This is a genomic window from Paracoccus sp. PAMC 22219 (assembly GCF_000787695.1).
Lineage (GTDB): Bacteria > Pseudomonadota > Alphaproteobacteria > Rhodobacterales > Rhodobacteraceae > Paracoccus.
The window spans coordinates 1-17,395 of the sequence record NZ_BBPH01000066.1; the positions used below are offsets into that span (position 1 = coordinate 1).

Consider the following 17,395-nt stretch of genomic DNA (forward strand, 5'->3'; position numbering starts at 1 on the left):
GCGCGGGCTGCGGGGGATGCGCCAGATGGATTGCGTCCCGCGACGCAGGGCCGGGGGGCCCAGCCCCCCGGACCCCCCCGCCGGCGGAGGCTGCGCCCCCTCCGGGCCTCCCCCTGTGGTCAGCCGAAGTCGTGGAAGATGAACCAGGCGCCGAAGAAGATCAGCGAGAAGCCGACGCCGTGCTGCCAGCCCATCTTTTCGCCCAGGTAGAGCCAGGAGAAGATGGCGAAGACCGAGAGGCTGATGACCTCCTGGATGGTCTTCAGCTGGGCCGCGGTGAAATAGCCGTGGCCGATGCGGTTGGCCGGCACCTGCATGATGTATTCGAACAGCGCGATGAACCAGCTGATGGCGATGACCGTCACCAGCGGGGTCGTCTTGAACTTGAGGTGGCCGTACCACGCGATCGTCATGAACACGTTCGACGCGATCAGCAGGCCGATGGTGACGACCGGGATGGGCAGGTTCAGTCCCATTGACTTTGCCGGTCGCGCGCAAGGTTGCCGAACCGGGTGAACTGACCCTCGAACGCCAGTTCCACGGTGCCGATGGGGCCGTGGCGCTGCTTGCCCAGGATCACCTCGGCCTTGCCGTGCACGTTCTCCATGATCTGCTGCCAGCGGGCCATGGCGTCCAGGTCGCTGTCCGAGGGCTTTTCGCGTTCCTTGTAGTATTCCTCGCGGAACACGAACATCACGATGTCGGCGTCCTGCTCGATCGAGCCGGATTCGCGCAGGTCGGACAGCTGCGGGCGCTTGTCCTCGCGGTTCTCGACCTGGCGGGACAGCTGCGAGAGCGCGATGACCGGGATGTTCAGCTCCTTGGCCACGGCCTTGAGGCCTTGGGTGATCTCGGACACCTCGTTCACGCGGCTGTCCTTGGCGGTCGCGGCCTTCAGCAGCTGAAGATAGTCGACGATCAGCACGTCCAGCCCATGCGTCCGCTTGAGCTTGCGGGCGCGGGCGGCCAACTGGTTGATGGGCAAGGCGGGCGTGTCGTCGATGAACAGCGGGCAGTTCTGCAGCGCATGCGCGGCCTCGACAAAGCGGCGGAATTCGCCTTCGTCCATGTTACCGGACCGGATGCGTTCGGACGGCACCTCGGCGGCTTCGGACAGGATGCGGGCGGCCAGCTGTTCGGCGGACATCTCCAGGCTGAAGAAGCCCACGACGCCGCCCTCGACCGACCCCTGCGTTCCGTCGGGCTTTTCACCCAGCTTGTGCGATTTCGCGATGTTGAAGGCGATGTTGGTCGCCAGCGCGGTCTTGCCCATCGACGGGCGGCCGGCCAGGATGATCAGGTCCGAATTGTTCAGACCGCCCATCTTGCCGTCCAGATCGATCAGCCCGGTCGAGATCCCCGACAGCTTGCCGTCGCGCTGATAGGCGGCGTTGGCGACCTGGACCGCACCGGTCACGGCCTTGAGGAACGACTGGAACCCGCGTTCGGCCACCCCGGCCTCGCCCAGCTTGTACAGGGTCTGTTCCGCGGCCTTGATCTGTTCCTCGGCGTCGTCGCCCACCTCGACGGTGGAGGCGCGGGCGGCGATGTCCTGGCCCAGGGTCATCAACTCGCGCCGCAGGGCGAATTCGCGGATCATCTGGGCATAGTCGCGGGCGGCATAGGCGCTAATCGCCGCCGCGGCCATGCGGGCCAGATAGGCGGGGCCGCCCAATTCCTTCAGGCCGTCATCGTTCTCAAGGAAAGCCTTGATGGTGACCGGGCTGGCCAGCGCGTTGCGGCGGATGCGTTCGGCGCAGATGTCAAAGATGCGGGCATGCACCGGGTGATAGAAGTGGTCCGACTTGATGATCTGGCTGACCCGGTCGAACACGTCATTGTTCGTCAGCAGCGCGCCCAGCAGCTGCTGCTCCGCCTCCAGCGAAAAGGGGATGGCCTGCTTGTCCTCGGGCCCGTCGGCCTGTCCGGGAACGATGAAATGCGCGCTGGTGACGGTGAGAGTGCTCATGGTCTGCCTGCCCCTTTTGTTGGTTGCGTCCAGATTAAACCGAAGCGGCCGGCCGCGTCATGGGGCCGGCCGCAGTTTGTTGGGGATAACCCCGGATCAGCCGTTTGCCGCCTGCCAGGCGCGGGGATCGGTCAGGAATGCCTCGACCTCGGTCAGGGTCGCGTCGTCGAACGACCCTTGGGCACGGGCCTCGGCCAGGACGTCCCACCAGGTGCACAGATGGTGCAGCGCCACGCCGTGATCGGCCAGCCGCTGCGTGGTTTCCGGAAAGATGCCGTAATAGAAGATCACCGCCGTATGGGCGCAGGTCGCGCCCGTCTCGCGGATCGCGTCGACAAAGGAAAGCTTGCTGCCGCCGTCGGTGGTCAGATCCTCGACCAGCAGGACGCGCTGGCCCTCGGTCATCACGCCCTCGATGCGGGCATTGCGGCCGTAGCCTTTGGGCTTTTTGCGCACATAGGTCATCGGCAGGCCCAACCGTTCGGCCACCAACGCGCCAAAGGGGATGCCGGCCGTTTCACCGCCCGCGACGTTGTCGAACGCCTCGAAGCCCGCGTCGCGCATGACGGTCGCGGCCATGAAATCCATCAGCGTGGCGCGGACGCGCGGAAAGCTGATGATACGGCGGCAATCGACATAGGTCGGGCCCTTGAGGCCGGATGCATAGGTGAAGGGCTGGGCCGCGTTGAAATCGACGGCCTTGATCTCCAGCAGCATCCGGGCGGTCAGGCGGGCGATCTCGTCGCGCGCGGGGAAGGTCAGGCTCATTGGTCCTCCAGATGCCAGAACAGCGGGAAACCGGGGTCGAAAACGGTGACGGTCTCATCGCCCGCGGTGATCTGCGCCGGGTATTCCGCGGGCGTGTCGCGGCGGGTCAGGGTGATGCGGTCGTCGTTGGGTGCCATCCGATAGAAGACCGCGCCGTTAAGACTGGTGAACGCCTCAAGCCGGTCCAGCGCGCCCTCGTCCTGGAACACCTGCGCCAAGATCGACATGGTGTTCGGCGCGGTAAAGCAGCCGGCGCAGCCGCAGGGCTGCAGCTTGGCCGCGTCCGTGTGCGGCGCGCTGTCGGTGCCCAGGAAGAACCGCGCATCGCCGCTGGTCGCGGCCGCGCGCAGGGCCAGGCGGTGGGATTCGCGCTTTGCGACCGGCAGGCAGTAGTAATGCGGCCGGATGCCCCCCGCCAGGATGGCGTTGCGGTTGATGATCAGGTGATGGGTGGTGATCGTCGCGGCCAAGTCGTCGCCGCCCGCGCGGGCGTAATCGACGCCCTGGGAGGTAGTGATATGTTCCATCACGACGCGCAGCCCGGGCGTGCGGCGGCGCAGCGGGTCCAAGACGGTGTCGATGAACACGGCCTCGCGGTCGAAGATGTCCACCGCGGGGTCGGTGACCTCTCCGTGCACGCACAGGGTCACGCCAGCCTCGGCCATCGCCTCCAGCACCGGCTGGACGCGGTCGAAATCGGTCACGCCAGACGCGCTGTTGGTCGTGGCGCCTGCCGGATACAGCTTGACCGCGCGGATGATCCCGTCCCGGAACGCGACCACCACGTCGGCGGCATCCGTCGTGTCGGTCAGGTAAAGCACCATCTGCGGGTCCAGCGCCGCGCCCGCGGGCAGGGCGGCGCGGATGCGGTCGCGATAGGCGGCGGCCTGGGCGCCGGTCGTGACCGGCGGCACCAGATTGGGCATGATGATCGCGCGGCCGAATTGCGCGGAATGCGGCGCGACGGCCTGCAGCATCGCGCCGTCGCGCAGATGCAGGTGCCAGTCGTCCGGGCGGCGAAGGGTCAGCGTCTGTGTCATGAGGCTGCCTCTAACCACGGCAGCACCGTCTTGCCAAGCAGCCGCGTTCAGATTTCGGGAACCCTGCTCCAAAGTCGCGGTTGAGTGTCTGCGCCATGAGGCGCAAAGTGGCTTTGCCGGGCAGTTCCTGTGATGGCAGCCGAAAGGACCCTCGCCGATGAACCCGATGATGCCGATGATTCTTCCCGCAGCCCAGGTCCGGCTTGCGTCCCAGTTCGCGCGGATCGCGATCGAATCGAACATGGTGATCGGCCTGCGCATGGCGGGCATGATGGGCCTGATGGTCCAGGCCCCCGGAGAGCCGTTCCGCATGGTCGCCGAAAAGCATTCGGCCTTGTCGGAATCGCTGTTCGCGATGGCCAGCGCCGGAATGCGCGGACACAGCGCGGAACGCATGCTGTCGGCCGGCATGCGTCCCTATGGCCGGCGGACGCGGGCGAATTCGCGGCGTCTGTCCGCGGTCAAAGTCGGCTGACGCGGAACAACCCGTGCGCGTGCCCGGTTGGTTCCTGAAGCAACACCAGGATGGAGCGGGCGGATGAAGACGGCACTGATCACCGGCGGCGCACAGGGCATCGGCAGAGGCATCGTCACGCGGCTGCGGTCTGACGGCTGGCGCGTCGCGGTCTTCGATCGGGACGCCGAGGCGCTGGACGAGATCGGCGCCGCCGATCCGGGACTGTTGGCCCTGCCCATCGACGTCGGCGACGAGGGGCAGGTGGCCCAAGGCATGCTGGCCCTGCAGGGGTGGCTGAATGGTGCGGGTCTGAACCTGGTGGTGTCGAACGCGGGCATCGCCGACCCGGTCAGCGGACCCATCGAGGATCTCAGCCTGAAGGACTGGCGCCGGTGGCAGGACAGCCACGTGACCGGCGCGTTCCTGGTGATCCGCGCGACGGTGCCGCTGTTGCGTCAGGCGCGGGGCAGCATCGTCACGATGGCCTCGACCCGCGCGCTGCAATCCGAACCCGATACCGAAGCCTATGCCGCGGCCAAGGGCGCACTGGTCGCGATGACCCATGCGCTGGCGGTCAGCTTGGTCCAAAGGTCCGGGTGAACTGCATCCTGCCCGGCTGGATCGATACCGGCCCCTGGCAGAAGGCCTCCGACCGCAGCGACGCGATCCATTCCGATGCCGACCGCAATCAGCACCCTGTGGGCCGCGTCGGTCGGGTCGAGGATATCGCAGGGCTTGTCGCCTGGCTGGCCTCGGACGAGGCCGGGTTCGTCACGGGCCAGCGCTTTGTCGTCGATGGCGGCATGACCGTGCGGATGATCTATGCCGACTGACGCGGGCATTGCCGCATGAAAAAGGGCCCCGAAACGGGGCCCTTTCCGATGACCGGGGTCGCGATCAGATCAGCTTGCCCATCGCCACGGCCGTGTCCGACATGCGGTTCGAGAAACCCCATTCGTTGTCGTACCACGTCAGGATGCGGACCATGCGGCCCTCCATGACCTTGGTCTGGTCCATGTGGAAAATCGACGAATGCGGGTCGTGGTTGAAGTCGGACGACACCAGCGATTCCTCGGTATAGCCCAGTACCCCCTTCAACGGGCCGTCGGCGGCCGCCTTGATGGCGCCGTTGATCTCGGCGATCGAGGTGTCGCGGCTGGCCTCGAACACCAGGTCTACGACAGAGACGTTGGGCGTCGGCACGCGGATGGCCACGCCGTCCAGCTTGCCCTTCAGCTCCGGCAGGACCAGGCCCACGGCCTTGGCGGCCCCGGTCGAGGTCGGGATCATCGACAGCGCCGCGGCGCGGGCGCGGTACAGGTCCTTGTGCATCGTGTCCAGCGTCGGCTGGTCGCCGGTATAGCTGTGGATCGTGGTCATGAAGCCGCGATCGATGCCGATCGTGTCGTTCAGGACCTTGACCACCGGCGACAGGCAGTTCGTCGTGCAGCTGGCGTTCGACACGACCAGGTCGTCCTTGGTCAGCGTATCGTGGTTCACGCCATAGACGATGGTCTTGTCCGCATCTTCGCCGGGGGCCGAGATCAGGACGCGTTTCGCACCGGTGGACAGGTGCGCCCGCACCTTTTCCTTGGATGTGAACAGGCCCGTGCACTCCATGACGATGTCGACATCACCCCAAGGCAGTTCGGCCGGGTTGCGGATCGCGGTGACCTTGATCGGGCCGCGGCCCACGTCGATGGACGATCCGTCCACCGTGACCTTGGCCGGAAAGCGCCCGTGCACGCTGTCATAGCGCAGCAGGTGGGCGTTCGTCTCGACCGGGCCAAGGTCGTTGATGGCGACGACCTCGATATCGGTGCGACCCGATTCGATGATTGCGCGCAGGACGTTGCGACCGATCCGACCGAAGCCGTTGATGGCGACCTTGACTGCCATGGGTATCCCTCTCGAGCAGGTGATGGTTGCCCGTGGTGTAGCGTGGCGGCAGGGGCGATGCAAATGCCGAAAGGCCCCGGCGACGCCCCAGTCAGCGCCAGAAGCTGAGATACTCTATCAACCGATCCATGGCCCGCGCGACCATCAGCGGCAGGTGTCCGTCCAGCCACAGCTGGTCCACGGCAAAGGCCGCGGCGATCAGCAGCAGCAGGGCAATCGCGATCTGGTTGGTCATCTGTGCCTCCGGTCGCCGGGTTATCGCGCGGGGGCCGGCCCGCGCCAAGGCCCTATTCGTCGTCCTGGGGCATCTTCAGGGTCAGCTGGCCGGCCTCCTGCAGGCGGCGGATGGCGCCGATGACCTCTGTCATGGCCTCCTCGACGTCCTTGGGGCGGGGCTTGCCCAGGGCTTCGCGCTCCTCGCGCAGGCCGTCCGACATGCGCTGCGACAGGTTCGACAAGATGAATTCGGCGGCGGCTGCATCGGCCTCGGCCGGGGCGGCAAGGGCGCGGACCAGCGTAGTCTGGTCCAGCTCTCGCACGATCTTGGGGACCTCTCGTGGTTCGATCCGGGTCGGGATATGGGCAAAGATAAAGATCGCCTTGCGCACCCCGTCGGCGAATTCCATGTCGCGTTCGTCCAGCGCGCCCAGCACGTCGTCGCGCAGATCAGCGGTGGCAAAGTTCAGGATCGCCCCCATCCGGTCGCAGGCAGGCGTGGCGATGGCCGGCTTGGGCAGCGCCTCGGCCGCCTGCAGCAGCACCAGCCCCACGCGGCGCAGCGCCGTGGGCGTCACGCCCGAGGTCATGGACATCGCCTGCGCGACCACCCGCGCCCGGTCGCGGGGCAGGGCGATGAATGTGGCCGATGCCGCCTCGACCGGCAGCTTGGACAGCATCAGCGCAACCAGTTCGACGGATTCCGCATTGGCCAGTGCGATCAGCGATTCCTTGGGCAGGTTGCACAGGCGCACCCACGGGTCGGACTGCCCGGTGATCGCCGCCGTGCGGCGCAGCGCGTCGGAACTGTCGTCCGACAGCCGCGCGCCCAACATTGCCAGTGTGCCGTCCAGATCGCCCGGAAAGGTGACGCCGACCGATTCCAACCGGTCGCAGAATTCGGTGATGACCGCGTCGCGGGTGTTGCGGTCGATCAGCTCCATCCCCGCCATTTCCTGCGCCAGCAGGGTCTGGGTGCTGGTGTTCAGGCGGTCAAGTCCCGCGACCTCGTCATCGTCCAGCAGAAGGCGCACGATCACCGCCGCCTTCTGCCGCTGGTTCAACCCTGTCTGGCTCATCGCCCCGCCTCCGTCATCGCGTCAGACGGCAGATTGGCATGACAGCCTTAACGCAAGGTTGACGGCGACCCGATTTTACAGCGGGTCGGCGCCGAAGACGCGGGCAAAGATCGTGTCGACATGCTTGGTGTGATAGCCCAGATCGAACTTCTCGTTAATCTGGTCCGGGGTCAGGGCGGCTGTCACCTCGGCGTCGGCCAGCAGCTCGGTGCGGAAATCCGCGCCCTTTTCCCACACCTTCATGGCGTTGCGCTGGACAAGGCGATAGCTGTCCTCGCGCGACACGCCCGCCTGCGTCAGGGCCAGCAGCACCCGCTGGGACATCACCAAGCCCTTGAACTGGTTCATGTTGCGCAGCATGTTTTCGGGATAGATCACCAGCTTTTCGACCACGCCCGCAAGGCGGTGCAGCGCGAAGTCCAGCGTGATCGTGGTGTCCGGCCCTATGGCGCGCTCGACCGACGAATGGCTGATGTCGCGTTCGTGCCAAAGCGCCACGTTCTCCATCGCGGGGACGACCGACATGCGCACCAGGCGGGCAAGGCCGGTCAGGTTCTCGGTCAGGACGGGGTTGCGCTTGTGCGGCATCGCCGAGCTGCCCTTTTGGCCGGGGCTGAAGAACTCCTCGGCTTCCAGCACCTCGGTGCGCTGCATGTGGCGGATCTCGATCGCGATGTTCTCGATGCTGCTGGCGATGACGCCCAGCACGGCAAAGAACATCGCGTGGCGGTCGCGCGGGATGACCTGGGTGCTGATCGGTTCCGGGCGCAGGCCCAGCTTCGCGCAGACATGCTCCTCGACCGCGGGGTCGATGTTGGCAAAAGTGCCGACCGCGCCGCTGATCGCGCCGGTGGCGATCTCCTCGCGCGCACGCTCCAGCCGGGCGCGACCGCGGGCCATCTCGGCATAGAAGCGGGCGAAGGTCAGGCCCATCGTCGTCGGTTCGGCATGGATGCCGTGGCTGCGGCCGATGCGGACGGTGTCCTTGTGCTCATGCGCGCGGGTCTTCAGCGCGGCCAGAACCCGGTCCATACCGGCCAGCAGCAGGTCGCTGGCGCGGACCAGCTGCACGTTCAGCGTGGTGTCCAGCACGTCGCTGCTGGTCATGCCCTGGTGGACAAAGCGCGCCTGATCGGCGCCCACATGTTCGGCCAGATGGGTCAGGAAGGCGATCACGTCATGCTTGGTGACGGCCTCGATCTCGTCGATGCGGGCCACGTCGAACTGGACGTCGCGGGCCTTCCAGACGGCCTCGGCGTTTTCGCGCGGGATCACGCCCAGATCGGCCTGCGCGTCGCAGGCATGGGCCTCGATCTCGTACCAGATGCGGAACTTGGTCTCGGGGGACCAGATGGCGACCATCTCGGGGCGGCTGTAACGCGGGATCATGGCGGGCTCCTTTTGCTGGGTCGGGGCATAGCGGGGCAGGGGGGCGGGGGCAAGTTTTCATGCGCCCCGACAGGGTTTGCGGGAACATTCCCCGCGCAAGGCGGGTTCGGTGGCAACAGACGTGACAACTGACCGGAGATTCCCATGCGCCGCCCCCAGACCCCCTGCCCGCCACTGACCGAGGCCGACCGCACCAGCCAGACCCGCTTTGGACCCCGGCCGGTCCCCGCCGGACATCGCGGCCCGCAGCCGCGCGGCACGGACGACACCTCGACCGTGGCCAAGGCCGTCGTCTGGGCGGGCGTCGCGCTGGGCATGGCGGGCGTGACCGCCGCGGCGGCGATTGTCGCACGCAAGCTGGCCGGAACCGATGACGAGCCGCGCCCCGTCCACCGCCACGCCGTCGCCCCCCGCTTTGCCCATCTGGAAGAGGAAGAGCGCGAGGCGATGCGCCGCCGCGTCCGCGCCCAGGCCCGTGACGACAGCGCCCATGCCGCCCGCGTGCGCGCCAAGGCGTCGCGCGGCCGCAACGGCAATTTCGCCAAGGACCTGACGCGCACCGCCACCGACCTGTCGCAGGGTCTGAACGGTGTCGCGCAGTCGTTGGCGGGTGCGTTCCAGTCGTTTCGCGGCGTGTCCAGCCAGGCCACGACCATCGTGGGCGATTTCGTGGCGGCTGCCGATCAGCTGCGCGCGATCCTGAACGGCGCGCCCGGTCCCAACCCGGGCCCGGTGCAGAACCGCGCACCCCGCCCGCAATCCGACGACACCCGGATCTGATCCGACCACAAGGGACGACGCATGACCCAGCAGACCGGCATCCGGGGCGCATTGTTCGGCCCGCTGGACGACGAAACGCGCCAGCGGTTCGGGTTGACACAGGATGGTGTCCAGAAAGCGCCCGCCAAGCGGGTGCCGGGCATAAGGGACATGACGCGGGCCGATCTCGTGACCGTCGCGAAATCGACCTTTCGCCAGATCGGCGAGGACCGGGTGACGTCTGTGTCCGGCGGCGTCACCTTCTTTGGCCTGCTGTCGCTGTTTCCCGCGATCACGGCATTCGTTTCGCTGTACGGGTTGTGGGCCGATCCCCTGACGATCCAGAGCCACCTGGCCCTGCTGGAGACGCTGCTGCCGGAAAGCTCGTTGGAGATCATCCGCGCGCAGGTCGTCTCGATCGCATCTGCCTCGACCGGGGCGCTGTCGCTGGCAGGCATCGTGGCGCTGCTGGTGGCGTTCTATTCCGCCAATGGCGGGATGAAGGCGCTGCTGTCGGCGCTGAACGTCGCGTTTTTCCAACGCGAGACGCGCGGCATCGTCCAGCTGAACCTGGTGGCCATGTGCTTCACCATTGGCGGTCTGGCGATGATCGCGCTGATGCTGGCGGTTATCGCCGTCGTGCCGATGCTGCTGCGCCTGCTGCCCATCGGCTGGGGCGCCGAGACGATCTTGGCCGTGATCCGCTGGCCGCTGATGCTGGGTCTGCTGATCGTGGCGCTGGCGGCGGTCTATCGGTGGGGCCCTGCGGCACCCAAATCACGCTGGCGCTGGATCTCGCCGGGGGCAATCTTTGCAGGGGTGGCGCTGGTCGCGACCTCCATGCTGTTCTCGTGGTACGCCGTGAATTTCGGTCACTACAACGAGACCTACGGGTCGCTGGGCGCGGTCGTCGCGCTGATGACATGGCTGTGGTTGAACGCGACCATCGTTCTGGTTGGCGCCGAGATCAATTCCGAACTGGAACGCCACCTGAAACATATGGCAGGATTGCCGGACGACCGTCCCCTGAAACGCGAGGCCAGATGACCCTGTCGCCCTATGTCCCCCTGGGGGTCGCCATCGCGCTGGAGGTTCTGGGCACCACGCTGTTGCAGCGATCCGAACAGTTCACGCGACTGGCGCCCACCGTCGGGATGGCGATCTGCTATTTGGCCAGCTTCTACCTGCTGTCGGTCAGCCTCAAGGTGCTGCCCCTTGGCGTGGCCTACGCGATATGGAGCGCGTTCGGCGTGGCTTTGGTCGCGATGATCGGGCTGGTCGTGTTCGGCCAGCGTCTGGATCTGCCTGCGGTGATCGGTCTTTGCCTGATCGTCGCGGGGGTGATTGTGATCAACGTGTTTTCCCGCACCGTCGGGCATTAACGCTCGGTCAGTTTCAACTCGATCCTGCGGTTCAGGGCCCGGGCTTCAGGCGTGTCCTGCGTCGCAATCGGGCGGGTGTCGGCAAAGCCGGTCGGCGCCAGGCGCGCGGCGGGGAAGTCCAGGTCTTCGGACAGATAGCGCACGACGGCCAAGGCGCGTCCCTGGCTCAGCTCCCAGTTGTCGGCATAGCGGCCCGTCCCCGACAGCGGCAGGTTGTCGGTATGCCCGTCCACGCGGATGATCCAGTCGATCTCGGGCGGGATCTCGTCGGCGATGTCGCGCAGCAGGGTGGCCAGACCCGCCACCTGCTCGCGTCCGGCATCGGACAGGGTGGCCTCGCCGGGGGCGAACAGCACCTCGGACTGGAAGACAAAGCGGTCGCCCACGACCTGCACGCCCTCGCGCCCCGACAGGATTTGCGACAGCCGGCCAAAGAACTCGGACCGATAGCGGGTCAGGTCCTGCGCCTCGGCCTCGGCGGCAAGTCGGGCCTCCTCCTCCAGCGCAAGACGGGCGCGCGTCTCCTCGGCGGCGCGGACAAGGGCGGCGTTCAGCTGCTGGCCCAGGTCGGACACGCGCAGTTCGGCATCCGACTGTTCCTGTCCCGCCGCATCCAGCAGCGCCTGCAGCGAGCCCAGCTGCGACCGCAGCTGCGCCACCTGTTCGTTCAGCGCCGCGACCCGGCGCTGGCTGTCCTGCGACAGGTCCTCCTGATCGGCCAGTTCCGCCCGCGCGGTGGCCAGCAGGGCGGCCTGACGTTCCGCCTCGGTCAGTTGCGTGTCGGCCTGAACCTGCGCCTGATCGCGGGCGGCGTTCGCGGCGGCCAGCAGGGTCAGCGTCTCCTCCGCCTCGCGGCGGCGCTCCTCCAGCGCCAGCGTCATGGCGGTCAGTTCCGCATCCGCCCCGCCAGCCGTTCGCGCAGCAGGGCGGCGGCCTCCGCCTCGGCCAGACGGGTCTGTTCGGCCTCCGACAGGCTGGCTTGCGTCTGGTCCAGCTGCGCCTGCTGCTGTCCGACTTGGGCGCGCAGGTCCGCGGCCAGCGCCTCCAGCGCGTCGCGGCGGGCGGCGGCAAGGCGCGCAGCCTCGGCCTGCGCGTCGGTTTCCGACCGCGCGGTCGCGACGGCCAGTTCCGCGGCCGATGCCCGGGTTTCCGCCTGACCCAGCTGCGTCTCCAATGTCTCCAGCCGCGCCTGACCCTGCGCGCGTTCGGCCAGCAGGGCCGCGACCTCGGCCTCGAAATCGGTCAGGCGGGTGCGCGCGTCCTGCAGCTGGGTCTCTCCGGTGGCAAGCTGGCTGGTCAGCCGGGCGATGCGGGCGGCGCGGTCGCGGGCCTCCGCCTCGGCGCGGGCGGCGCGTTCGGCCTCGGTCTCCAGCGACTGCGTCAGCCCGGCCTCGCGGTCCTGCGACGCGTTCAGCGCCTGACCCAGAGAGGCGACCTGCGCGCCCAGCTCATTCAGCTGGCGTTCCTGACGCGAAATGACCTGCCCCTGATCGGTGATCGTCCCGTCCTGGGTGGTGATCTGTTCGCGCAGCACGCCCTGGACCACGGTAAAGATCGTCAGCACGAACATCAGCACCAGAAGCAGCGCCGTCATCGCATCGACAAAGCCCGGCCAGATCGTGGACGAGAAACGCTGCGCCGAGGAACCGCGGGACAGGCGCATCCGCTCAGCCCTCTCCGCGGGCGGGGTCGCGGCCCAGCAGATCGTCGCGGAACGGATCGCCGAAACGCGCGGCCCGGACCGCGCGGGTCAGCACCAGGATGTCGGCGCGCAGGTCGGTGACCATCTCGTCCCGCCCGGCGGCCAGTTCGGTGCTCAGGCGGTCCAGCGCGGCCTCCAGCCGGGACAGGTCGGGGGCGGGGGGCTGATGGTCGGCCAGCCGCGTCAGGGCCTGGGTCAGGCGCTCCGACTGTCCGTCGGGCGTGCCGCGGTCGGCCTGCGCCTGCTGGACCAGCGCGTCGATGGCCTGCGCCATGACCACGACGCGTTCGTCGGCCATCAGCGCGGCTTCGTCCCGCATGGCATCCCGTTCGGCGTGATAGGCCTGCAGGCGGTCCATCTGTCCCGCCATCTGGTCCAGGAACCCGGCCAGCGCGGCCTGGTCGACGCCGTCGCCGTCACCCGACGCGATGCTGATGCGGGTAAAGCCCGACATCCATTCTTCCAGTTCGCGATAGAACCGGTTCTGGCCGTGGGTGACGAACAGCTCCAGCAGGCCCACCACCAGCGACCCCGCCAGACCCAGAAGCGAGGACGAGAATGCCGTGGCCATGCCGCCCAGCTGCGATTCCAGACCGGTCATCAGGTTCTGGAACAGGTCCAGCCCCGACTGTCCGTTCTGCGGCGACAGCGCCCGGATCGTGGCCACCACCGCCGGAATGGTTGTCGCAAGACCGTAGAATGTGCCCAGAAGCCCCAGAAAGATCAGCAGATTTGCCAGATAGCGGGTGATGTCGCGCGCCTCGTCGATGCGGGTCGCGACCGAATCCAGGATCGAGCTGGCGGAACTGGCGCTGATCGCCTCTCCGGCGGGGCCGCGCGATCCCAACAGTGCCGCCAGCGGGGCCAGCAGACGGGGTGCCTCGTCCTGCATGCCGCCGCTGCGGTCGGTGTCACGGCGACGGGCGGCAAAGCGTTCGATCCAGCTGACCGATCCGGTCAGCTGCGCCACCTGCCAGAAACAGGCCAGCACGCCCAGGGCAAAGACCGCCAGGATCAGCCCGTTCAGCCAGCGGTTCGCATCGAAGATGGACAGGATGCGGCCATAGGCGAACCAGCCACCCGCCAGCACCAGCCCCAGCACGATCAGCATCATCAGGATCTGTCGCACCGGCTGAGAGAACCGCGGCGCGCCCGCCGTCCCGATCAGCGCCTTGTCCCGCGTGGCCGAGATGCGCCGGTTCGTCAGGGTCAGCCGCGAGGGCGCCCTAGGGTCGCCATTTGTCGGATCGCTCACCGGTAAATCCCCGTCCCATCGATGCTTTTGCGCAACTGTAGGACGGGCGCCCCACTTGCCAAGCATTCCGACGGTGTGCGTCAGCCGGGCGGCGGCAGCAGCGCCCTGACCGCGTCCGACAGCGCGTCCAGATGGTCGTCGGGCATGCCGATCTGGGCCAGATGGGCGGCGGTGTTGAACAGGTATTCGGCATTGGGCCCGCGCCCGCCATGCGCCTGCGCGATGATGCGGGCCTGTTCGTCGGCTGGCAGGCCTCCCGCATATTGCCAATGGTCGCGCCGCATCACATAGGCCAGCGCCTGCACCTGCCGCCCGTCCTGCAGCGCGACGGGCAGGATCGCCTCGCGATAGGCGTCGGTCACCAGTTCGCGCGCGCGCAGGTCGGCCAGGACGCGGTCGTGGTCGCGGGGGCGGATGCGCAGGGCCACGCCGTGGCAGCCGGCGCCATCCTGCGGATCAAGGCCCAGCACCAGGCCCGGCACGGCCTCGGTCCCGCGATGCTGGATGGAGCGCAGGCAGAAGCTGCGGGCATATCCTGACAGATGCGCGTGCACGGCCTCGGCCGGATCGAAACCGGGGTTCCAGATCAGCGAGCCATAGCCGAAGACCCATTCGATGCGTTCCATTGTCCGTCCTTTCGGGGCACAAGGTAGGGCAGGAACGGGCGGGAAAAAAGGGCAGGGCGGCAATGCGCGGGACGGTGATCGGGACGGGACTGGTGCTGGCGCTGCTGGCGGGCGGCTGGCTGGGGGCCGAGACGCTGGCCAGCAACCGCGTGGCGGCCCTGATCGCGGATGACCCGTCGCTGCAGGCGGCGTCGGTCGCGCCGCTGCGCGACCCGCGCCGGATCGGCATCGCGCTGTCCGAACCGGCATGGTCGGACCCGGCGCTTGGTGTCAGCCTGCCCTGGGCGCGATTGTACCTGTCGCCGACCTCGCCGCTGACCGCGCGGCTGGACCTTCCCGACGGGGGGCAGGTGACGCAGGCCGGGCAGGTGATGCAGTTGGACCTGTCAGCGCCCACGGCCAGCATGGCCCTTTCGCCGCTGAACGGCATGGCGCCCAATCGGCTGGATGTGCAGGCGCGCGACCTGACGCTGGACGGGCAGCCCTTGGCGCAGGGCCTGTCGCTGCAGGCGCGGTTGGCGGGTCTGGGGTCCGACGCGCCGCGTCCGGCGCGGGCGGCCTATGACATCGATCTGGGGCTGACCGGCCTGCAGGTCGGGGGGTTGGCGCAACTGGGTCTGGACCCCGGGCCGATCCCAGGCCCCCTGTCGGTGCAGGGGCCGCTGCGCATCTGGCTGGACGGCACGCCGTCTGTCACGGGTGGGGCGTCCCCGCAGGTCGTGGGCTGGCAGACCGCCGGGCTGGACCTGCGCGCCGACACGATCGGGCTGCGCATCGTCGGCCGCCTGTCGCGCGAGGATCAGGGCCTGGCCGAGGGGCAGGTGGCACTGTATTCCACCGACGCGGACGCGATGATCGGGATGGCGGCGGGGTTGGGGCTGATCCCCGCCCAAGCCGGGATGCTGCTGCGCGCCGGGCTGTCGCAGCTGTCGCAGGCGGATCTGGACGACACGCTGCCCGGCCCCGATTTTCCCGACGCGGCGCAGGGGGAACTGCGCCTGCCCATCATCATGCGCGACGGGCAGCTGATCCTGGGGGGCGTGCCGATCGGCCCCGCCCCCGCGATCTAGCCTGCGGGGCGGGCGCGGGGGTGCGGCCGAAATCGGGTGCCTCGGTGTCCTGACCCGCCTCGATGATGCCGCGGCGGATAGCGCGGGTGCGGGTGAAGTAATCATGCAGCTGCTGGCCGTCACCCATGCGGATGGCGCGCTGCAGGACGAACAGCTCCTCGGTGAAGCGGCCCAGGATGTCCAGCGTCGCCTCCTTGTTGTGCAGGAACACGTCGCGCCACATGGTCGGGTCGCTGGCCGCGATCCGGGTGAAATCGCGGAAACCGGCGGCGGAATATTGGATCACCTCCTCGCCGGACACGCGGCGCAGGTGGTCGGCCACCCCCACCATCGTATAGGCGATCAGGTGCGGCGCATGGCTGGTGACGGCCAGGACCAGATCGTGATGCGCCGCATCCATCCGGTCGGTTTTCGCGCCCATCGCGGTGATCAGCCGGTCCAGCCGCGCCAACGCGTCGGGGTCGGTGTCGGGCAGCGGCGTCAGCAGCCACCAGCGGTTGCGGAACAGGCTGGCAAAGCCCGCGCGGGGCCCTGAATGTTCGGTGCCGGCCAGCGGGTGGCCGGGGATGAAATGCACGCCCGCGGGCAGGCAGGGGGCGACCGCGTCGATCACCGACTGCTTGACCGAGCCGACATCGGTGATCGTGGCGCCGGGGGCCAGGTGGGGCGCGATCTCGGCCATGACCTCGGCCATGGCGCGACGGGGACGGCCAGCACGACCAGATCGGCACCGGCCACGGCCAGTGCGGCGGTGTCGCAGACCTCGCACAGGCCGATCTCGCGCGCGGTGTCGCGGGTGGCCTGGCTGCGGGCATAGCCGGTGATCCGACCCGCCAGCCCGCCATCGCGCATCGCATGCGCCATCGACCCCGCGATCAGGCCCAGCCCGATCAGCGCGACCTTGTCATAGACCTGCGTCATTGCGCGCGCCCCTGCATGAAGTTGCCTAGGCAATCCAGCACGCGGGTCACCGCATCCTCATCCCCCACGGTGATGCGCAGGGCGTCGGGCAGGCCATAGCCGCCCACGCGCCGCACCAGGATGCCATCGGCCCGCAGCGCCGCATCGGCGGCGGCGGCGGTGTCCGGGCTGTCGAACCGCGCCAGCACGAAGTTGGCAAAGCTTTCGTCGCAGCCGATGCCCATCTGGACCAGCGACTGCCGCATCCGGTCGCGCATCCGCGCGTTCAGCGCGATGCAGCGGTCGGTGAATTCACGGTCCAGCACGGCGGCTTGGGCCGCGTCCATCTGGGCGTTGGACAGGTTGAAGGGCTGGCGGATGCGGTTCAGCACGTCGATCACCTCGCGCGCGGCATAGCCCCATCCGATGCGCAGCCCGCCCAGGCCATAGGCCTTGGAGAAGGTGCGCGTCATGATGACGTTCGGATGCCGGTCGACCAGCGACGCCCCTCCGTCGAACCCGTCGGCAAATTCGGTATAGGCGCCGTCATGGACGAACAGCACCTGGGGCGGCAGGCCGTCGATCAGGCGCTGCAGCTCGTCGGCGGTCAGCATCGTGCCGGTCGGATTGGCCGGGTTCGCGATGAAGACCACACGTGTGCGGTCCGTCACCGCGGCCAGAATCGCGTCGACATCGACGCGGCGCATGTCCTCCGGCACGGTCACCGGGGTCGCGCCGACCATGCGGGCCAGGATCGGATACATGGAGAAACCATGTTCGGTGGTGATGATCTGGTCCCCCGGACCGGCAAAGGTCTGGACCACGAATTGCAGCACCTCATCGGAACCCACCCCGCAGATGATGCGGTCGGGGTCCAGCCCGTG

At 68.1% G+C, this 17,395-nt stretch carries 16 protein-coding genes and 3 pseudogenes; 6 read left to right on the forward strand and 13 right to left on the reverse strand.

Features of this window, described 5'->3' with window-relative positions; translation table 11 throughout:
* Positions 1–119 precede the first annotated feature (119 nt).
* The 4 genes from TY51_RS07985 to pyrC all read right to left on the reverse strand — a co-directional run bounded on the left by TY51_RS07985 (position 120) and on the right by pyrC (position 3,777).
* Positions 120–476: a DMT family protein gene (locus TY51_RS07985; protein WP_042248098.1), complete on the reverse strand. Its 357-nt coding sequence runs from the start codon at positions 474–476 to the stop codon at positions 120–122.
* Positions 467–1,969, reverse strand: coding sequence for a replicative DNA helicase (locus TY51_RS07990; protein WP_081994806.1), 1,503 nt, complete (start codon positions 1,967–1,969; stop codon positions 467–469). Before TY51_RS07990 ends, TY51_RS07985 begins: the two co-directional genes overlap by 10 nt.
* Before the next feature lie 96 nt (positions 1,970–2,065).
* Complete coding sequence (locus TY51_RS07995) at positions 2,066–2,737, reverse strand: orotate phosphoribosyltransferase (protein WP_042248101.1); 672 nt, start codon at positions 2,735–2,737, stop codon at positions 2,066–2,068.
* A complete protein-coding gene (gene pyrC, locus TY51_RS08000) occupies positions 2,734–3,777 on the reverse strand; it encodes a dihydroorotase (protein ID WP_042248104.1) in 1,044 nt (347 codons plus the stop codon). The genes TY51_RS07995 and pyrC overlap by 4 nt, the downstream gene beginning before the upstream one ends.
* Positions 3,778–3,934: 157 nt before the next feature.
* Here pyrC and TY51_RS08005 point away from each other — a divergent pair, with 157 nt between their 5' ends.
* On the forward strand, positions 3,935–4,252 hold the full coding sequence (locus TY51_RS08005; protein ID WP_231558968.1) for an antibiotic ABC transporter: 318 nt from the start codon (positions 3,935–3,937) through the stop codon (positions 4,250–4,252).
* A 63-nt stretch (positions 4,253–4,315) separates the two neighbouring features.
* A pseudogene (locus TY51_RS08010) lies at positions 4,316–5,067 on the forward strand (SDR family oxidoreductase).
* 64 nt (positions 5,068–5,131) lie between these two features.
* Here the strand turns inward: TY51_RS08010 and gap are convergent.
* From gap to purB, 4 genes are all read right to left on the reverse strand, one after another.
* Complete coding sequence (gap, locus tag TY51_RS08015; RefSeq protein WP_042248107.1) at positions 5,132–6,133, reverse strand: type I glyceraldehyde-3-phosphate dehydrogenase; 1,002 nt, start codon at positions 6,131–6,133, stop codon at positions 5,132–5,134.
* A gap of 91 nt (positions 6,134–6,224) precedes the next feature.
* Entirely contained in the window at positions 6,225–6,368 is a 144-nt protein-coding gene (locus tag TY51_RS22575) for a hypothetical protein (RefSeq protein ID WP_042248109.1), read from the reverse strand.
* 52 nt (positions 6,369–6,420) lie between these two features.
* Complete coding sequence (locus tag TY51_RS08025) at positions 6,421–7,428, reverse strand: FliG C-terminal domain-containing protein (RefSeq protein WP_042248110.1); 1,008 nt, start codon at positions 7,426–7,428, stop codon at positions 6,421–6,423.
* A gap of 75 nt (positions 7,429–7,503) precedes the next feature.
* Complete coding sequence (gene purB / locus TY51_RS08030; RefSeq protein ID WP_042248114.1) at positions 7,504–8,817, reverse strand: adenylosuccinate lyase; 1,314 nt, start codon at positions 8,815–8,817, stop codon at positions 7,504–7,506.
* A gap of 144 nt (positions 8,818–8,961) precedes the next feature.
* On the opposite strand from purB, the gene TY51_RS08035 reads away from it, so the two are divergent.
* Genes TY51_RS08035 through TY51_RS08045 form a run of 3 tightly spaced genes read left to right on the forward strand, consistent with a single transcriptional unit; the run spans position 8,962 to position 10,958 of the window.
* Positions 8,962–9,597 carry a hypothetical protein gene (locus TY51_RS08035; protein ID WP_042248116.1) on the forward strand — a complete coding sequence of 212 codons (636 nt, stop codon included), beginning with the start codon at positions 8,962–8,964 and terminating at the stop codon, positions 9,595–9,597.
* A gap of 21 nt (positions 9,598–9,618) precedes the next feature.
* Positions 9,619–10,623: a YihY/virulence factor BrkB family protein gene (locus TY51_RS08040; RefSeq protein WP_052649950.1), complete on the forward strand. Its 1,005-nt coding sequence runs from the start codon at positions 9,619–9,621 to the stop codon at positions 10,621–10,623.
* A complete protein-coding gene (locus tag TY51_RS08045; protein WP_042248117.1) occupies positions 10,620–10,958 on the forward strand; it encodes an SMR family transporter in 339 nt (112 codons plus the stop codon). The genes TY51_RS08040 and TY51_RS08045 overlap by 4 nt, the downstream gene beginning before the upstream one ends.
* Here TY51_RS08045 and TY51_RS22580 read toward each other — a convergent pair.
* From TY51_RS22580 to TY51_RS08060, 3 genes and pseudogenes are all read right to left on the reverse strand, one after another.
* Positions 10,955–12,621, reverse strand: a pseudogene (locus TY51_RS22580) (peptidoglycan -binding protein). The gene TY51_RS08045 and the pseudogene TY51_RS22580 overlap by 4 nt on opposite strands.
* A 4-nt stretch (positions 12,622–12,625) precedes the next feature.
* Positions 12,626–13,774, reverse strand: coding sequence for a hypothetical protein (locus TY51_RS08055; RefSeq protein ID WP_042248133.1), 1,149 nt, complete (start codon positions 13,772–13,774; stop codon positions 12,626–12,628).
* A gap of 221 nt (positions 13,775–13,995) precedes the next feature.
* A complete protein-coding gene (locus TY51_RS08060; protein ID WP_042248118.1) occupies positions 13,996–14,541 on the reverse strand; it encodes a gamma-glutamylcyclotransferase in 546 nt (181 codons plus the stop codon).
* Between the two features lie 62 nt (positions 14,542–14,603).
* Here TY51_RS08060 and TY51_RS08065 point away from each other — a divergent pair, with 62 nt between their 5' ends.
* Entirely contained in the window at positions 14,604–15,611 is a 1,008-nt protein-coding gene (locus TY51_RS08065) for a DUF2125 domain-containing protein (RefSeq protein WP_042248120.1), read from the forward strand.
* Here TY51_RS08065 and TY51_RS08070 read toward each other — a convergent pair.
* Positions 15,550–16,532, reverse strand: a pseudogene (locus TY51_RS08070) (prephenate/arogenate dehydrogenase family protein). The gene TY51_RS08065 and the pseudogene TY51_RS08070 sit on opposite strands and share 62 nt — an antisense overlap.
* On the reverse strand, positions 16,529–17,395 hold an 867-nt coding region (locus tag TY51_RS08075; RefSeq protein WP_042248124.1), incomplete at its 5' end, for a histidinol-phosphate transaminase. The pseudogene TY51_RS08070 and the gene TY51_RS08075, both read right to left, overlap by 4 nt.

What these genes read in the sequence shown, in the direction of transcription:
- gap (WP_042248107.1), bottom strand. Translation starts at nt 6,133, where the DNA reads ATGGCAGTCAAGGTCGCCATCAACGGCTTCGGTCGGATCGGTCGCAAC.
- purB (WP_042248114.1), bottom strand. Translation starts at nt 8,817, where the DNA reads ATGATCCCGCGTTACAGCCGCCCCGAGATGGTCGCCATCTGGTCCCCC.
- TY51_RS07985 (WP_042248098.1), bottom strand. Translation starts at nt 476, where the DNA reads ATGGGACTGAACCTGCCCATCCCGGTCGTCACCATCGGCCTGCTGATC.
- pyrC (WP_042248104.1), bottom strand. Translation starts at nt 3,777, where the DNA reads ATGACACAGACGCTGACCCTTCGCCGCCCGGACGACTGGCACCTGCAT.
- TY51_RS08055 (WP_042248133.1), bottom strand. Translation starts at nt 13,774, where the DNA reads ATGATGCTGATCGTGCTGGGGCTGGTGCTGGCGGGTGGCTGGTTCGCC.
- TY51_RS07995 (WP_042248101.1), bottom strand. Translation starts at nt 2,737, where the DNA reads ATGAGCCTGACCTTCCCCGCGCGCGACGAGATCGCCCGCCTGACCGCC.
- TY51_RS08065 (WP_042248120.1), top strand. Translation starts at nt 14,604, where the DNA reads ATGCGCGGGACGGTGATCGGGACGGGACTGGTGCTGGCGCTGCTGGCG.
- TY51_RS08045 (WP_042248117.1), top strand. Translation starts at nt 10,620, where the DNA reads ATGACCCTGTCGCCCTATGTCCCCCTGGGGGTCGCCATCGCGCTGGAG.
- TY51_RS07990 (WP_081994806.1), bottom strand. Translation starts at nt 1,969, where the DNA reads ATGAGCACTCTCACCGTCACCAGCGCGCATTTCATCGTTCCCGGACAG.
- TY51_RS08040 (WP_052649950.1), top strand. Translation starts at nt 9,619, where the DNA reads ATGACCCAGCAGACCGGCATCCGGGGCGCATTGTTCGGCCCGCTGGAC.
- TY51_RS08035 (WP_042248116.1), top strand. Translation starts at nt 8,962, where the DNA reads ATGCGCCGCCCCCAGACCCCCTGCCCGCCACTGACCGAGGCCGACCGC.
- TY51_RS08005 (WP_231558968.1), top strand. Translation starts at nt 3,935, where the DNA reads ATGAACCCGATGATGCCGATGATTCTTCCCGCAGCCCAGGTCCGGCTT.
- TY51_RS08025 (WP_042248110.1), bottom strand. Translation starts at nt 7,428, where the DNA reads ATGAGCCAGACAGGGTTGAACCAGCGGCAGAAGGCGGCGGTGATCGTG.
- TY51_RS08060 (WP_042248118.1), bottom strand. Translation starts at nt 14,541, where the DNA reads ATGGAACGCATCGAATGGGTCTTCGGCTATGGCTCGCTGATCTGGAAC.
- TY51_RS22575 (WP_042248109.1), bottom strand. Translation starts at nt 6,368, where the DNA reads ATGACCAACCAGATCGCGATTGCCCTGCTGCTGCTGATCGCCGCGGCC.